The organism is Methylobacterium sp. WL7 (assembly GCF_008040085.1).
Lineage (GTDB): Bacteria > Pseudomonadota > Alphaproteobacteria > Rhizobiales > Beijerinckiaceae > Methylobacterium > Methylobacterium mesophilicum.
On record NZ_VRVG01000131.1, the window covers coordinates 1 to 15452 of the forward strand.

A 15452-nucleotide genomic window follows, 5' to 3' on the forward strand; every position below is an offset into this window, starting at 1 on the left:
GGACAAGGGTTCTTGGGTGATTGAGCTTGGCTTGGGAGTAGGGGCGAGAGCACCAGCCTATGAACCTAACATATTGATTAATCGCCCTTTGCGATTGTTCTTGTTACCGACGGCAAATCCAGAGCCGGCGTTGCAGGAGTCGGTAATCCGCCAGTTTGTTCATCATTTGTTCGCGTGCTATAGATAGCTCCATAAGGAGCCTGCAGCAGTTTTATCACAGCGGTTAAGCTTCCTGCTCAATTCGGCCACGTCATGGATGGACAACTTAAACGCGATTTGCACTCTTCGCTGTCTGTGAAGGAGGGGTACAAATGGCTCAAGCCGAGGACGTGCCGATGAGCCGGCAGGAATTCTCGGTTGCTTACGATGGCCCCTCTCGTGCGGACGACCACTCTATTGATGGCCGGAATTTGGCGCCAGCGCTGCTGGCATTTGGCCGACTGCTGCGCGAGGCGAATACAGAGTTTAATGGCAAAAAATCCACAACTAAAGTTTTAGTTGTCTCAGATTTCGAGCACAAATGCTTTAACATAAATTTCGAACTGATCGTTGGATTTTACGATCAAATTAAGCAATTGCTCGGGCTGGATCAAGTAAAAACCGCGAAAGAAATACTTGAATGGATCGGCCTCCTGAAAGGTCCGCTGTATGGAGTTGGGCTTGCCACAGGCTACATAAGTTTTTTGAAATATCTAGAGTGGAAAAAAGGTCAAGATATCATAGAAGAAAGAGTCGAATCCGACCCGCGCGGAATTATAAAAGTTACAATAAAAGGCAACGGCAATAGCGTTTGCCTGACACCAGAAATATATAGCCTATCAAAAAATCCAAAGGCGCTTCGTGCAACTCAGGATGCTTTCTTGCCACTGGGGCATGATGGCTTTGAGACAATGCGTGTTTCTGGGAATGAAGAGGATACGCCGGAAGATTTCACACCCGAAGAGGTTGCCAATATCGCCGCATCTTGTGTGAAGGGAATAGAAGAAAGCAAAGAGGTCAACGAGCCAGACGTTGAAGAAACACCCGCATGGCTTAGCGTTTATTCGCCAGTATACGATGCAAGCGCAACAAATTGGCGGTTTCGCCTTGGGCTGGAAACCATACACGCAGACATTACCGAGACAACAATTGCACAAGATGCACTGGAAAGGGGTGGCGCATTATCAGACGATACGTATCAAGTTATTCTGGAAATAACCACACATTATGACTCCGACAATAATCCCAAACAACCAACTTACAAAATTAAAAAGGTCATGCGCTTCGTTCCCGCGCGCCCTACTAAGCAGGCGGATTTATTTAATCCCGATGGCGCATGACAAGATATCGACAAACTAATTTTTCAGATTTACCGCTATATATGCAGGCTATGTTTTAAACCAAGATCTAGGACAATGTCGCCCGCAGTGGCGTTTCTCCCCCGCGATCCGAGAATCACCGGCGTTGAACACCCTGTCGATCTAGTCCGACGTCGACTACGGCTCGATTGGCAACGCGGCTTCGGTGGTCCCGATGCAGCGGCGCGGGGTGGAGGTCGGGCCAGTCCACACCGTCCAAGTTTCAAACCATCTCGGCTGACGCCCGGTCTTCGACGCGGAAACAACCCGCACCGTGGTCCGCGGCATCGGCGGGCGCGGACGGGTCGGCACCGGGCGCGCCGTGCCGGCGGGCTCTCCGGCCTCGGCCCCAACCGCGCAGCACGCCCCCGACCCGTCCTCGCTGCGCAGACCGACTTCGGAACGGAACAGGCGCGCGTCGCATTGCTGGCCCCACATGCGGGAGCCTGCCGTGAGACCCACCCTTCTCGTCCTCCTCGGGCTGTCGCTCCTGGCCGTCCCGCAGCACGTCCGGGCGCAGGCCGTCGCCGGTGAGGCGTATACGACCCTGGAGGCGGACGCGCCCCGCCCGGGGCCGCCGCCGCCGCTGCCGGACCTGTCCGATCCGAACGGGCGGGCGGGCGAGGCCCTCAACGAGCCCGGCGAGCGCTCCGGCATTCCCAAGACGCTGCGCGCCTCCGGCTCCAAGGCGGGCGGTCCAGCCAACGACCTCAACCCGAGCGGGCAGGCGGAGGCGCCGGCGCCGCCCAAGGGCGATCTCGGCAAGGTCGCGGCCGGCGAGGACCTGTTCCACGGCAATTATTGCGGCACGGGCCAGCGCGGCGAGGGCCTGCCCCCGATCGACGCCCTCGACGCCGCCTGCATGCGCCACGACGCCTGCTACGACGCCGCCGGCTACAGCTCCTGCGCCTGCGACGCGACGCTGAAGCGGGAGGCCGCGTCCGTCTCGGACGCGCCGGGCGCCTCGCTGGAGACGCGGCGCCGGGCGCTCAGCGTCACGCAGGCGACGGTGGCCATGCGCTGCCGCGCGCCCTGATCCGGTCACGGCGTCCCGCCGAGGGGGGACGCGGTCCGGCCCGCCTGCCGGCTGTGGGGGCCAAACCCGATGCGGGCCGGCCGTCCGGACCGCGCGCCCCCGGGCTTGCCTCCCATCGCTTGCGCCCGCGCCCCGGATCGCCGACAGCTTCGGCTCTCCCCATGGCACCGGGAATCACCCGCGTTGAACGTCCTGTCGATCCAGTCCCACGTCGCCTACGGGCATGTCGGCAACGCGTCGGCGGTGTTCCCGATGCAGCGGCTCGGGGTCGAGGTCTGGCCGGTCCACACGGTGCAGTTCTCCAACCACACCGGCTACGGGGCGTGGCGCGGCCCGATCTTCGAGGCGGACATGATCCGCGACGTGGTGCGGGGCATCGGCGAGCGCGGGGTGTTTCCGAGCTGCGACGCGGTGCTGTCGGGCTACATGGGCTCGGCCGCGATCGGGGAGGCGATCCTGGAGGCGGTGGCCTCCGTGCGGGCCGCGAACCCGCAGGCGCTCTATTGCTGCGACCCGGTGATCGGCGACGTCGCGGAGGGCGTCTACGTGCGGCCGGGGATCGAGGCCTTTTTGCGCGAGCGCGCCGTGCCGGCGGCCGACATCCTCACCCCCAACCAGTTCGAGCTCGACCGGCTCACCGGCCTGCCGAGCCGGACCCTGCCGGAGGCGGCGGCCGCGATCGCGGCGCTCCAGGCCCGGGGCCCCCGGGTGGTGCTGGTCACCTCGGCGCTCTGCGCCGACACGCCGTCCGACCGCATCGACCTGCTGGCCGGGGCGGAGGGCCGGGTGTTCCGGGTCCGCACCCCGCGGCTCGCCATCGCGGTGAACGGGGCGGGGGACTGCATCGCGGCCCTGTTCCTGGTCCACTACGCCCGCACCGGCTCGGCCGCCACGGCTTTGGGCGCGGCCGCCGCCTCGGTCTACGGCCTCCTGAAGCGCACCGCGGCGGCGGGCTCCCGGGAGATCCTCACCGTGGCCGCGCAGGCGGAATACGTGACCCCGAGCGAGACGTTTGCGGTGGAGGCGGTGTGAGGGGCGGCGCCCCCTCAAGCCCCCTCCCGCACGATGGTCGGTTCGTGCGTCACCGCAAAGTTCACCGAGCGGGCGATGAAGCACTGCGCGTGCGCCCGGTGGTGCAGCGCCAGGGCGGCCTCGGCGTCCGACTCCGCCGTGACGGTGACCCGGGGGCGCAGGGTGACCGCGGTGAACTGGCCGCCGCCGCCGGGCTCCTCGGTCATGCGGCCTTCGGCGGTGTCGGCGTAGGCCGTCACCACGATCCCGGCCTGCGCGCACAGGCCGAGGTACCAGAGCTTGTGGCAAGCCGAGAGCGAGGCCACCAGCAGGTCCTCCGGGTTCCAGCGGGCCGGGTCGCCCCGGAAGGCCGGGTCGGACGAGCCGGCGATCGTGGGCTTGCCCGGGGCCGCGGCCTCGAAGGCGCGGTCGTAGCCGCGATGGGTCCGGGTGCCGGCCCCTTTGTTGCCGGTCCAGGTCACCGTGACCGCGTAGGCGTGCTCCGTGTCGGGCATGGCTCCCTCCCGGTGGTGCGGTCCGCGTCCTCATCCCGATGCGCTGGGACTTCGGTCCGCGCTCGGCTACGCTCGCGATCCTGCCCGCCCCGGCGAGTCGGGGCGGCGGCCTCAAGCCTATCCGAGCCGGGATCACGGCCGCCAGCCGGAATCCGCGCGGGCTCGAACCGAAGGGAATCGAACCGATGGCGCGCCGCTTCGTCACCCTCGACGTGTTCACCGACCAAAAACTCGCCGGCAACCCGCTGGCCGTGGTGCGCGACGCCGAGGGGCTCGACACGACCGCGATGCAGGCGATCGCGGCGGAGTTCAACCTGTCCGAGACGGTGTTCGTGCTGCCGCCCACCGACGCGCGGCAGCGGGCGCGGCTGCGGATCTTCACGCCGCGGCACGAGCTGCCGTTCGCCGGCCACCCGACCGTGGGGAGCGCCGTGCTGCTCGCCCTGGAGGACCCGTCCCAGGGCGATGCCCGGGCCTTCGGCCTGGAGGAGCGGATCGGGATCGTGCCCTGCGTGGTCGAGACGTTGTCCGACGGCAGCGGCGGCCGGGCGCGGTTCAAGCTGCCGGCCCTGCCGGAATTCCTGGGCGCCGGCCCGGACCCGGCGGTGCTGGCGCCGCTCCTCGGGCTCGAGCCCGGCGATCTCGGCACCGGCCGGCACGTCCCGAGCCGCCACGGGGTCGGGCCGTCCTTCACCTGCGTGCCGGTGGCCACGGTGGCGGCGCTGGACGCCGCCCGGTCCGCCCCGGCCCCGGAGGCGCAGGACGGGCTCTACCTCTACGCCCCGGACCCCGAGGGGACGGGCCAGAGCTGGCGGGTGCGGATGTTCGCGCCGCATCTCGGCATCGCGGAGGATCCCGCCACCGGCTCGGCGGCCGCCGCCTTCGCGGGGGTGCTGATGCAGTTCGAGACCCTGGGCGAGGGCACCCACGACGTGGCGATCCGCCAGGGCGAGGCCATGGGCCGGCCGAGCGCCATCGCGCTCCAGCTCACGATCGCGGCCGGCGCCCTGCGCTCGGTGGAGATCGGCGGCTCGGCCGTGATCGTGTCGGACGGGACCTTGCGTGTCTGACGGCTTCCGGATCACCCGGCTCGCCGGGGTCACGGCGCGACTCGTCGCGCATGACTGGCCGTTCGCCCGGGACCACGAGGCGGCGATCGCCGAACACTGGCGGGCGCGGCGCGCCCGCAGCCCCGGGATGTTCGACGGCACCGTGCTGCTCGCCCGCGCCTGGTCGGTCGAGACCGGGATCGCCCGGGTGGAGCTGTTTGCCGCCCGCTATTCCAGCTTCATCACCTACCGGGACCGGGGCCGCCCGGAAGCCGGCGTGGTCAACGCCTTCGCGGCGATCGTGCCCTGGAGCCGGGACGGCGCGGTGCTGCTCGGCGCGATGGGCGCCCACACGGCCAATGCCGGCCAGCTCTACTTCCCGTGCGGCACGCCCGACCTCGACGACGTGCGGGGCGAGACCGTCGACCTCGCCGGCAGCGCCGCCCGGGAACTCGCCGAGGAGACCGGCCTGGCGCTGCCGGCGGATGCCGCGACCGACTGGGTGCTGCTGGCCGGGGAGGGGCAGCTCGCCTTCCTGCGCCCGGTGCGGTTCCCGGAGACGGCCGACGCCCTGTGCGCCCGCATCGAGGCCCACCGCCGCCGGGAGGCGGAGCCGGAACTCGCCGGGATCCACGTGGCGCGGGGCGCAGGCGGCCCCGAGGCGGCCCGGATGCCGGGCTTCGTGCGCGCGTATCTGGCGGATGCTTTTGGGGATTAGGCTGTCGGAGGCCCGCGGCAGCGAAGGCTGGGCGGGTTGCAGGACGCGTGTCTCTCCCACCCACCGCCTCATCCTGAGAGGCTGTGAGTTGAACGGCCTCCTAGGGATATGGGCGCCCTGCCGCAACGATGCCGATCTTCTCGCCGGTGCCGATCGCGCGAAACACGATCGCTCGGTCCGCCAGCAATACAGATAACCGTTTCCTTGTTCGCCGCGGGCGCTTCCATAGACTTGGCCGCTCCGCTGAACCCCTCGCGCACGCTGCGCCGGGCAATGAAATGGGCCGCATGCGCATCCTCCCTGACGCCCAAAGAATGACTCGCCGGCGCGCGGCCGCCTGGCTCGCCGCGGCCCTGATGCTGTCGGCGGCCGTCCCGTCCCGCGCGGCCGAGCCGGTGGTGCTGCGGGTCGGCGACCAGAAGGGGGGCAACCGCTCGCTGCTGGAGATCTCCGGCTACGGAAAAGACCTGCCCTACACGATCGTCTGGTCGGAATTCCCCGCCGCCGCGCCGATCCTGGAGGCGCTCAATGCCGGGGCCCTCGATGTCGGCTATACCGGCGACCTGTCGCTGCTCACGGCCTACGCGGCCGGCGCCCCGATCAAGGCGGTCGGCGGCACCAGGTCCGACCCGCGGAGCCAGGCGATCCTGGTGCGCCAGGATTCCCCGATCCGGTCGGCCGCCGACCTCGCGGGCAAGCGTCTGGCCGGCACCCGGGGCGGCTGGGGCCAGTTCCTGATCGACGCGACCCTGGAGAAGGCCGGGATCAGGCTGGAGGACGCCACCTTCGCAGCCCTCAACCCCGTGGACGCCAAGGTCGCCCTGGTCGCCGGCTCGGTGGATGCCTGGGCGGTGTGGGAGCCCTACGTCTCCTTCGCGACTTTAAAGGACAAGGCCCGGGTGATCGCCGACGGCGCGGGCCTGACGCCGACCATCACGTTCGTCGTCGCCTCCGACAGCGCCATCGCCACCAAGCGGGCGGCCGTGCAGGACCTGCTGGACCGCCTGAACAAGGCCCGGCTCTGGTCGCTCGACCATCTCCCCGCATACGCCAAGAGCACCGCCGCCCTGACCCGCCTGCCGGAGGATGTGCTGCTCGCGGCCTATGCGGCGCAGCGGACCAGCCCGATCGGGATCGACGACGGCGTGGTCGCGGAGGTCCAGGAGGCGTCCGATCGCGCCACCCGCTACGGCATCCTGGGCAAGCGGCTCGACGTGAGCCAAGCCGTCGATCGGAGTTTTACGGCTGCGGCGTCGAATTGAGGTGGCATGCTTTCGGCCTGGGCGGATCCGTCGGACGCGAGCCGACGTGGCACGCGCGATGCGCGTCCGGACGTGTCGGCGGGATGCCGTCACCCGTGGCTTTCCATGACTTTGAAGCCGGGTTGCCATCCCTCTGCTCCGGGAAGACTCTGCGCCCGTCGGGGGCGGGCGGCTTGCGTACAACCCAGCTGTACGCCAGATTTGGCGCATGTCGTTCGACACCATGCACACGTTGCGCCGCGCGCCCGAGGCCACGCCGCTTTTCCCCGAGCTGAGCGTGGTCGTAACCCTGTGTGATACGGTGACGGACGATGGGCTTCCCGTTGCCGCAGGATCGCGTGGAACCATCGTCGAGGTCTATGCCGGTGGCGAGGCCTATGAGGTCGAGTTCGCACGCCCGGTCATCGGCAACGCAACGATTCGGGCCGAAGCTCTTAAGGCAGCCTGACCCGATGCCACTTCCGGGCGGCCGGGTGCCGGTACCCTGTATCCCGGACGCCAAGATCGGCGGCTATCTCCTCGACGTGGGACATGCCGAAGGTGGGCCGAAAGCCGAGTTTTTTCTCGCCCGCGGTTTTGCACGCGAGGATCCCCGTCCCTTCATCGCCGCGCTCCTCGATCACGGACGAAGCGACTATTTTTCCCGTGCAGCCGAAAATAGGTTTGTCACCAAATACATATACGAAGGGGCGATGCAGATGCCTGACGGATCGAGTCATCGAATCAGATCCGTCTGGAAGCTTGTCGACGATGGTGCCTTCATGGCGCTCGTGACCGCATACCCGATCTGAGCTTGAGACTTCGAGGCTGAGCGGACGTCCAACGTTATCTGCGCATCCTTCCAGGACGGACCGCTCAAAAACAGGCCCGCTAGGCTTATGAATCCGTCCGCCTGATCCAGCCGTCCACCCACGCCCGCCGCGACGAAGGCGGCATCGCCCATCGAGGCGGCACGAGCCCCAGAGGACGAAGCCGGCAGCGATTTTTGCGGCACCGCGGGAGCTTCGCCGTTGCCGGCACGTTCACTGGACGCTCCCCGCACCGGCACGTGGCCGTGCGGGTCGCGTTCCGGAGTGTCCATGTCCGATTCCCGACGTCCTGCTTCACAAGCCCGCGCGACCCGCACGCGCATCCAGGAAGGCCAACCCTATCCGCTCGGCGCCACCTGGGACGGGCTGGGCGTCAACTTCGCCCTGTTCTCGGCCCACGCCACCAAGGTCGAACTCTGCCTGTTCGACGACCAGGGCGAGCGCGAGATCGAGCGGATCGAACTCCCCGAATACACGGACGAGATCTGGCACGGCTACCTGCCGGATGCGCGGCCCGGCACGATCTACGGCTACCGGGTCCACGGCCCCTACGAGCCGAAGGCCGGCCACCGGTTCAACCACAACAAGCTCCTGATCGACCCTTACGCCAAGGGACTGGTGGGCTCGATCACCTGGAACCCGGCCCTGTTCGGCTACCAGATGGAATCGGGCGACGACCTGACCTTCGACGAGCGGGACAGCGCGCCGTTCAACCGCCGCTCGCGGGTGATCGACCCGGCCTTCACCTGGGGCCGGCACCGCAAGCCCAACGTGCCGTGGGAGAAGACGATCTTCTACGAGGCCCACGTGAAGGGCATGACCAAGCTCGACCCGCGGGTGCCCGAGAAGCTGCGCGGCACCTATGCCGGCCTCGGCACGCCCGACGTGCTCGACTACATCAAGAGCCTCGGCGTCACCTCGGTGGAGCTGCTGCCGGTGCATTCCTTCGTGCAGGACGACTACCTGCAGCAGAAGAACCTGGTGAATTACTGGGGCTACAACACGATCTCGTTCTTCACCCCCGCCCGGCGCTACGCGGCGGTGCCGGACTTCGCCTTCTCCGAGTTCAAGGAGATGGTCTCGCGCTTCCACGGCGCCGGCCTCGAGGTGATCCTCGACGTGGTCTACAACCACACCGCCGAGGGCAACGAGAAGGGCCCGACCCTGTCGTTCAAGGGCGTCGACAACGCCTCCTACTACCGGCTGCTGCCGGGCGAGCCGCGCTACTACATCAACGACACCGGCACCGGGAACACCTTCAACCTGTCGCACCCGCGGGTGCTGCAGCTGGTGACCGATTCCCTGCGCTACTGGGCCACCGAGATGCGGGTCGACGGATTCCGGTTCGACCTGGCCACGATCCTCGGCCGCGAGCCCTACGGCTTCGACGAGGGCGGCGGCTTCCTCGACACCTGCCGGCAGGACCCGGTGCTCAACGGCGTCAAGCTGATCGCCGAGCCGTGGGATTGCGGCCCCGGCGGCTATCAGGTCGGCGGCTTCCCGCCGGGCTGGGCCGAGTGGAACGACCGGTTCCGCGACGACGTGCGCGCCTATTGGCGGGGCGATCCCGGCCTGCTGCCGGACCTCGCCGCCCGGGTCTCGGGCTCGGCCGACAAGTTCGACAAGCGCGGCCGCAAGCCCTGGGCCTCGGTGAACTTCCTCACCGCCCATGACGGCTTCACCCTGCACGACACGGTGGCCTACAACGAGAAGCACAACGAGGCGAACGGCGAAGGCAACCGCGACGGCCACTCGCACAACCTCTCGTACAATTACGGCGCCGAGGGCCCGACCGAGGACCCGGCGATCCGGGCCGTGCGTCTGCGCCAGATGCGCAACATGCTGGCGACCCTGTTCCTGTCGCGCGGCACCCCGATGCTGCTCGCCGGCGACGAGTTCGCCCGCACCCAGAACGGCAACAACAACGCCTATTGCCAGGACAACGAGGTCTCCTGGCTCGACTGGGGGGCGATCGGCGACGAGGAGCGGGATCTGGCCGAGTTCACCCAGCGCCTGATCATCCTGCGCAACGCCCTGCCGATCCTCAGCCGCGGACGCTTCCTCACCGGGCAGTACGACGAGGAGTTCGGCCTCAAGGACGTGACCTGGCTGCGCCCGGACGGGGGCGAGATGGCCAGCGAGAACTGGTCCGAGGGGGAGGCGAAGGCCTTCGCGGTCCAGCTCGACGGCCGCGCCCAGGCCACCGGCCTGCACCGCCGGGGCGGCGACGCCACGCTGCTGATCATGTTCAACGCCCACCACGACCTGGTGACGTTCACGCTGCCCGAATCGCCCAACGGCATCGCCTGGACCCGGTTGCTCGACACCAACCTGCCCGACAGCCAGGACGTGGAGAGTTTTTCGTTCGGCAAAGGCTACGCCGTGACCGGGCGCTCGCTCCTGATGTTCGTGCTCAAGCCCGAGGACACCCCGGGCGACGACGCCACCGAGATGGAGCGCTCCTACCAGCACGTGATGCAGGCGTTCGAGCGCGCCAACGTCGAGAGCGTGCATTTCCACCTCGACCCGGAGGCGTAGTACCCCCCGGGCGGGACGGTTTTCGTCCCGCCCGGGCACCATTGCCTTGCGCCCGGCGGCGCACCCGGCTAACAGCACCCCACCGCGCGGCCCTGGTCGCGCCCGGCGCTCTTGCGCCCGGGCGCCCTGTCCGCGGCCGGAGGGGTGGCCGAGTGGTTGAAGGCGCACGCCTGGAAAGTGTGTATACGGGAAACCGTATCGCGGGTTCGAATCCCGCTCCCTCCGCCATCTGACCCACCCTGGCCCGACGCTTCGCGCCCCTACAGTCCTCCTGCTGCCAGCCGCTCGAGGAAGCGGCGTTTCTGCGCGTGCCGCTGCTGGATGCCGGCGAGGCGCGTGTCGAAATCCGCGGTCAGGCCGCGTTCGGCTGCCAGAATTTTCAGGTCCGACAGGAGATCGAAGGCTTTGGTATAGCCGGACGCGTTGCGCCGATCGATCTCGGTCTCGATCTCGCGCCAGACGGCTTCGCCGCGTCGCGCCAGGGCGTCGAGGCGGGCGCGACGCTGCTTCTCGGCCTCCTCGGCCTCGCGTCGGCGCCGGGCTTCCGCTGCTTCGGCCTCGGCCCGGTCGCGCTCGTGGCGGATCGCCTCGGCGCGGGCGCGCAGGGCTCCGACATTCCGCAGCGGCGGCTGCGACGCGGTCTCGGCCTGCGGCAGATGGTGGCGCAGCAGGCGCTTCAGCTCCGTGCCGGCATGGGGATCAGCGTTGACGAGCCGGACCAGGAACGCGGTCTTCTCGGCCTCCGGAAGCCCGGCCACCGCGGCTTCCAGGGCGCGGGAGCCACCGCGGCCGACGCCTCGGTTTCGGCCGCTGCCGCCGCGAGATCGGGATCGATGCGAAAAAATTCTGCGAAAGCGGCGAGCGCGTCCGTGAGCGGGCCGATCCCCGACAGCGGCTCGACGGTGGCGTCGTCCAGGGCGTCGGCTTCGAGCGCCTTCAGCCAGAGGAGATAGAACAGCCTGAGATCGCCGTCGATCAGGTCCGCGCGCAACGGCGCCAGTTCGGCGAGCCGCCCGCCCTCGTCCGATTCGTCGTCGTCATCGTCGTACCAGATGTCGTCGTCGGGCTCCTCGCATTCGCTCAGAATGTCGAAGATGACATTGTCGTTCGCGCGCCGGATCGTCACCTCGTCGACCGCGTCGAGGAAGCGGCCGAGGCCGGGGACATCGACGAATCGTTCCGGCAGCCGCAGCATCAGCCGGCGCGTGCCCCAATTGGCGAAGTAGAGGTGCAGGTCGAACCAGCGTTCCATGAGCTTGGCCGGGTCGCCCTTGAAGTCGCCCCACTGATAGGTGTTGACGAACCGCGTCGCCGTGATGGTCGCGCGGGTCGACAGGGCCCGGAGTGCCTTCCGGTCGGATTCGTCCAGTCGCCGGTCGATCGCCAGAAACTCATAATATTGGTATTCGCTCACGCCGAAGCCTCACCATCGGGCGCATCAGACCGGGTGCAGGATACCATCGGTTTCGAGGATGTGGAGTGCCTCCGCCAGCGTGAGCCCGGTATGGAGCCGCCACCATTGTCCGGTGTGCCGCATCCACTGGATGTCGAAGCGGTCCGGCCCCATCCGGTCGAGACGGGCGAAGGGCGCGTCGAACTCCTCGCCGCGATTATGCGCCATCCCCGAGCGATAGCGCTGCATGAACCGGTAGCGCCCGCCGCGCCAGTCCCCGCGGATATCGATCGGATAGTTCCAGTCGGTCGGCCGGATCTCCGGCAGGAAGCGCGGCTTCAGGACATCGCGGATCAGCGCCTCGCAGGTGGCCACGATAGCGTTCCGTTCGGCCTCGCCCATCGGGGGCGGCCGGCTCGCGCGCTGCCAGGTCATCGGCGCTGTCCGGGCCATCGTCGAACCACCTTCCGATACGGTGTTGTCCTCCCCTCGCGGGATCCCGGCAAGATGCGGCCAGTCGCCCGCTCCGTGGTGAGGCGTGGCGTGGCGTTCGAGCACCGACGGCCTGTGCGACGCTTCGCGTATCGCTGAGCCGGCCCGGCGACCCGAATATTTTGAGCCGGGGCAGTCGGCTATCGGACGGGCGCTCATTCATAGTATTCGATGAATAACAATAAAAATATATTTAAAATGTCCCGATACGGATGCAGAAGAATCTCACGGATATTGATTCGTTCGGGTCAAAGACTCCTTACGAAGGGCGGAAACGCGCCCGCCGGCGAACGGGCCGCACAGGGAGGTCATCATGCGGCGGAAACACGCTCCATTTGTATCGCTGGTCACACAGGGACCGGTCCTGCTCTGCGCAGCGCTCCTCTGCGCCACGGCCGCGCTGGCCGAGGACATGCCCCGGCAGGGCGAGTTCCGCATCACCTACACGTCGACCACGCCGGTGGCGCCGAAGCCGGTCATGATCGGCAACAACCGCACGGCCTCGGCGACGATCAACATGATGACCGCCGTCAACGAGTCGAACGGGAAGCTCCTGCACAACATGGCCGGCCGCTGCACCTCGGCGCCGACCGTGGACAACGACGCCAAGACCTTCGAGAACCACGGCTATTGCGACTATGTCGATGCCGATGGCGACCACGTCTTCGAGAAGTGGGACTATCCCGTCCAGCCCCTGGCCGCGGCCACGGAGGGGACCGGCGAATGGATCGGCGGCACCGGCAAGTTCGCGGGCCTGACCGGCACCATGAAGATCCGCTCCCGGCGGCTGACCACCCTCACCGAGGGGGCCGTACAGGTCACCGGCGAGAAGCTCGGCAGCTACAGCTTCCAGAACACCGTCGCGGACGCGAAGTAGGCCGCTACTACGCCGCGACGACCCGCGTCGTGGCCGCCTCCCAATCCGCACCCCACTCCTGCACCACGTGGCCCGGGGAGACCTCCCGGTACAGCCGCTCCGGCGGCACGTAGTCCGGCGCCCGGATCGGGCTGCGAATCTCGTCGTCCGGCAGGGCGTGGCGGTCCCGGCGGCGGGCCGGGTCGGGGACCGGGACGGCGGCCAGCAGCTTCTTCGTGTAGGGGTGCTGCGGGTCGCCGAACACGGCCGCGCGCGGGCCGATCTCCACGATCTCGCCGAGATACATCACGGCGACCCGGTGGCTGACCCGCTCGACCACGGCCATGTCGTGGGAGATGAACAGGTAGGCGAGCCCCATCTCGGCCTGCAGGTCGAGCATCAGGTTCACCACCTGCGCCTTCACCGAGACGTCGAGCGCCGAGACCGCCTCGTCGGCCACGATCAGGCGGGGGCGCAGAGCCAGCGCCCGGGCGATGCAGATCCGCTGGCGCTGGCCGCCGGAGAACTCGTGCGGGAAGCGCCCGGCGGCCTCGGCCGGCAGGCCGACCCGGGTCAGCAGCGCCTCCGCTTGCGCGCGCGCCTCGCGGCCCGTGGCGAGGCGGTTGATCAGCAGGGGCTCGGCCACCGCGGCGCCGACGCTCATGCGCGGGTCGAGGCTGGCGAACGGGTCCTGGAAGATCATCTGCATCCGCTGGCGGCGGGTGCGCAGGGTTTTGGCATCGAGGCCGATCAGGTCCTCGCCGTCGAGCAGGACCGAGCCGGAGAGCGGCTCGACCAGGCGCAGGATCGAGCGGCCGGTGGTGGACTTGCCGCAGCCGGATTCGCCGACCAGCGCCAGGGTCTCGCCCGCCGCCAGGCTGAACGAGACCCGCTCCACCGCGTGGACGCGGCCGGTCACCCGGCCGAACAGGCCGGAGCGGATCTCGAACCGGGTGGTCAGGTCGCGGACCTCCAGGACCGGGCGCGCGGCCGCCTTGACGGTGTCGGGGGTCTCGGGCGTCGGCTCGGCGACGCCGGTGGCCCGGTCGATCACGGGGAAGCGCATCGGCCGGGCCCGGCCCGCCATGGCGCCGAGCCGCGGCACGGCCGCCAGCAGGGCCCGGGTGTAGGGATCCTCGGGGGCGGAAAAGATCCGGGCGGTGGGGCCGGCCTCCACGGCGCGGCCGCGATACATCACCACCGTCCGGTCGGCGATCTCGGCGACCACGCCCATGTCGTGGGTGATGAACAGGACCGACATGCCCTCCTCGTCCTGGAGGCTCTTGATCAGGTCGAGGATCTGGGCCTGGATCGTCACGTCGAGCGCCGTGGTCGGCTCGTCGGCGATCAGGAGTTTGGGCCGGCAGGCCAGCGCCATGGCGATCATCACCCGCTGGCGCATGCCGCCGGAGAACAGGTGCGGGTATTGATGGATCCGCGACCGGGCGCCCGGGATCCGTACCTTGTCGAGCAGCCGGACCACCTCGGCCTCGGCGGCGGCCCGCGACAGGCCCCGGTGCCGGATCAGCGCCTCGGCGATCTGGAAGCCGACGGTCAGGACCGGGTTCAGGGAGGTCATCGGCTCCTGGAAGATCATGGCGATGGCGTCGCCCCGGACCTGGCGCATCTCGGCCTCGGAGGCGGTGAGCAGCTCCCGGCCCTCGAACCGCACGCTGCCGCCGACGCGGCTGGCGTCCCGGGCGAGCAGCCGCATGATCGACATCGCGGTGACGCTCTTGCCGGAGCCGGATTCGCCCACCAGCGCCACGGTCTCCCGCGGGCCGATATCGAACGCAACGCCGTGCACCACCTCGCGCCAGCGCCCGTCGGAGCGGAAGGCGGCGGTGAGGTCGCGCACCGAGAGGATCGGGTCCGTCACGGGCATTTTTCCTCACCCATCCGCGTTTCAAGCTGCGCCGCGCGTCCCACCCTCACCCTTATCCCATGCGGATGCCAGCACCGTTGCGGGCTGGGACGGGCGGGAGACGACCCGCGCATCTCCCTTCCCCCTCTGCGGGCTACGACGTTCAGACATCGGCACTCATAGGGCGCGACGAACCCCCTCTCCCGCACGGGAGAGGGGACCTGCGCCTGATCCTGCAACCGTTTTGCCCAGCCCGATCTGTGAATCCGGCAGCCTCTGTGGGGGAGGGTGGCCCCCGAAGGGAGGCCGGCCGGTACGAAGTCGCGCAAGAGGGAAGCGACGGGGCAGAACAGGGCTTGGCCCGTCTTGCCAGTCGCGCACTTTGCTGAACCCGGGCTCCCCTCTCCCGACCCCTGCTGACGCAGGGGCCACCCTCCCCCGCAGAGCAGGGCTATCGCATTTGGCTGATGAGGCTGAGCAAGTATGTGTCGTTCCATGCGGCGCGCTTGATTTTGGCGCGGATGGATCCCTTCGCGGTGTCGGCGCGCAGGAGGTTGAGAGCGAGGCGGCGC

Annotated in this window: 13 protein-coding genes, 1 tRNA gene and 3 pseudogenes; 12 read left to right on the top strand and 5 right to left on the bottom strand. The window is 68.3% G+C overall.

Going from position 1 to position 15452, the window contains the following annotated elements:
* Window positions 1-311 precede the first annotated feature (311 nt).
* The 4 genes and pseudogenes from FV233_RS23935 to pdxY all read left to right on the top strand — a co-directional run bounded on the left by FV233_RS23935 (window position 312) and on the right by pdxY (window position 3405).
* On the top strand, window positions 312-1319 hold the full coding sequence (locus tag FV233_RS23935; RefSeq protein ID WP_147899004.1) for a hypothetical protein: 1008 nt from the start codon (window positions 312-314) through the stop codon (window positions 1317-1319).
* A gap of 166 nt (window positions 1320-1485) precedes the next feature.
* A pseudogene (locus tag FV233_RS31325) lies at window positions 1486-1575 on the top strand (pyridoxal kinase); the annotation flags it as partial.
* A 213-nt stretch (window positions 1576-1788) separates the two neighbouring features.
* Window positions 1789-2373: a phospholipase A2 family protein gene (locus tag FV233_RS23945; RefSeq protein WP_147899005.1), complete on the top strand. Its 585-nt coding sequence runs from the start codon at window positions 1789-1791 to the stop codon at window positions 2371-2373.
* Between the two features lie 183 nt (window positions 2374-2556).
* Entirely contained in the window at window positions 2557-3405 is an 849-nt protein-coding gene (gene pdxY / locus FV233_RS30935) for a pyridoxal kinase PdxY (protein WP_210249501.1), read from the top strand.
* A 14-nt stretch (window positions 3406-3419) separates the two neighbouring features.
* Here the strand turns inward: pdxY and FV233_RS23955 are convergent, their stop codons facing one another.
* Entirely contained in the window at window positions 3420-3899 is a 480-nt protein-coding gene (locus tag FV233_RS23955; protein ID WP_147899007.1) for an OsmC family protein, read from the bottom strand.
* A 185-nt stretch (window positions 3900-4084) separates the two neighbouring features.
* Here FV233_RS23955 and FV233_RS23960 point away from each other — a divergent pair, with 185 nt between their 5' ends.
* The 7 genes from FV233_RS23960 (at window position 4085) to FV233_RS23990 (ending at window position 10503) form a co-directional block, all read left to right on the top strand.
* Window positions 4085-4969, top strand: a complete 885-nt coding sequence (locus FV233_RS23960) for a PhzF family phenazine biosynthesis protein (RefSeq protein ID WP_147899008.1) — start codon at window positions 4085-4087, stop codon at window positions 4967-4969.
* Window positions 4962-5666 carry an NUDIX hydrolase gene (locus FV233_RS23965; RefSeq protein WP_147899009.1) on the top strand — a complete coding sequence of 235 codons (705 nt, stop codon included), beginning with the start codon at window positions 4962-4964 and terminating at the stop codon, window positions 5664-5666. Before FV233_RS23960 ends, FV233_RS23965 begins: the two co-directional genes overlap by 8 nt.
* A gap of 287 nt (window positions 5667-5953) precedes the next feature.
* On the top strand, window positions 5954-6928 hold the full coding sequence (locus tag FV233_RS23970) for an ABC transporter substrate-binding protein (protein WP_147899010.1): 975 nt from the start codon (window positions 5954-5956) through the stop codon (window positions 6926-6928).
* A 208-nt stretch (window positions 6929-7136) separates the two neighbouring features.
* On the top strand, window positions 7137-7376 hold the full coding sequence (locus FV233_RS23975) for a DUF4926 domain-containing protein (protein WP_147856249.1): 240 nt from the start codon (window positions 7137-7139) through the stop codon (window positions 7374-7376).
* 4 nt (window positions 7377-7380) lie between these two features.
* Window positions 7381-7719, top strand: coding sequence for a DUF6883 domain-containing protein (locus FV233_RS23980; RefSeq protein ID WP_147856250.1), 339 nt, complete (start codon window positions 7381-7383; stop codon window positions 7717-7719).
* A 288-nt stretch (window positions 7720-8007) separates the two neighbouring features.
* Window positions 8008-10275 carry a glycogen debranching protein GlgX gene (gene glgX, locus FV233_RS23985; protein WP_147856251.1) on the top strand — a complete coding sequence of 756 codons (2268 nt, stop codon included), beginning with the start codon at window positions 8008-8010 and terminating at the stop codon, window positions 10273-10275.
* 138 nt (window positions 10276-10413) lie between these two features.
* Window positions 10414-10503, top strand: a tRNA-Ser gene (locus tag FV233_RS23990).
* Window positions 10504-10535: 32 nt separating this feature from the next.
* Here the strand turns inward: FV233_RS23990 and FV233_RS23995 are convergent.
* Both FV233_RS23995 and FV233_RS24000 read right to left on the bottom strand, forming a co-directional pair.
* A pseudogene (locus tag FV233_RS23995) lies at window positions 10536-11689 on the bottom strand (hypothetical protein).
* A gap of 24 nt (window positions 11690-11713) precedes the next feature.
* Window positions 11714-12103, bottom strand: a complete 390-nt coding sequence (locus FV233_RS24000; RefSeq protein WP_187278212.1) for a hypothetical protein — start codon at window positions 12101-12103, stop codon at window positions 11714-11716.
* Between the two features lie 370 nt (window positions 12104-12473).
* Between FV233_RS24000 and FV233_RS24005 the strand changes: the two genes are divergently transcribed.
* Window positions 12474-13037, top strand: a complete 564-nt coding sequence (locus FV233_RS24005) for a hypothetical protein (RefSeq protein WP_147899011.1) — start codon at window positions 12474-12476, stop codon at window positions 13035-13037.
* 7 nt (window positions 13038-13044) lie between these two features.
* On the opposite strand, the gene FV233_RS24010 is transcribed toward FV233_RS24005, so the two are convergent.
* Together FV233_RS24010 and FV233_RS31330 are read right to left on the bottom strand one after the other, a co-directional pair.
* Window positions 13045-14895 carry an ABC transporter ATP-binding protein gene (locus FV233_RS24010; protein WP_147899012.1) on the bottom strand — a complete coding sequence of 617 codons (1851 nt, stop codon included), beginning with the start codon at window positions 14893-14895 and terminating at the stop codon, window positions 13045-13047.
* Window positions 14896-15331: 436 nt separating this feature from the next.
* Window positions 15332-15452 (bottom strand): annotated as a pseudogene (locus FV233_RS31330) (ISAs1 family transposase); the annotation flags it as partial.

Coding starts and splice junctions, on each gene's coding strand:
- FV233_RS23955 (WP_147899007.1), bottom strand. CDS start 3,899: ATGCCCGACACGGAGCACGCCTACGCGGTCACGGTGACCTGGACCGGC.
- FV233_RS23975 (WP_147856249.1), top strand. CDS start 7,137: ATGTCGTTCGACACCATGCACACGTTGCGCCGCGCGCCCGAGGCCACG.
- FV233_RS23935 (WP_147899004.1), top strand. CDS start 312: ATGGCTCAAGCCGAGGACGTGCCGATGAGCCGGCAGGAATTCTCGGTT.
- FV233_RS23970 (WP_147899010.1), top strand. CDS start 5,954: ATGCGCATCCTCCCTGACGCCCAAAGAATGACTCGCCGGCGCGCGGCC.
- FV233_RS24000 (WP_187278212.1), bottom strand. CDS start 12,103: ATGACCTGGCAGCGCGCGAGCCGGCCGCCCCCGATGGGCGAGGCCGAA.
- FV233_RS23960 (WP_147899008.1), top strand. CDS start 4,085: ATGGCGCGCCGCTTCGTCACCCTCGACGTGTTCACCGACCAAAAACTC.
- FV233_RS24005 (WP_147899011.1), top strand. CDS start 12,474: ATGCGGCGGAAACACGCTCCATTTGTATCGCTGGTCACACAGGGACCG.
- glgX (WP_147856251.1), top strand. CDS start 8,008: ATGTCCGATTCCCGACGTCCTGCTTCACAAGCCCGCGCGACCCGCACG.
- FV233_RS23980 (WP_147856250.1), top strand. CDS start 7,381: ATGCCACTTCCGGGCGGCCGGGTGCCGGTACCCTGTATCCCGGACGCC.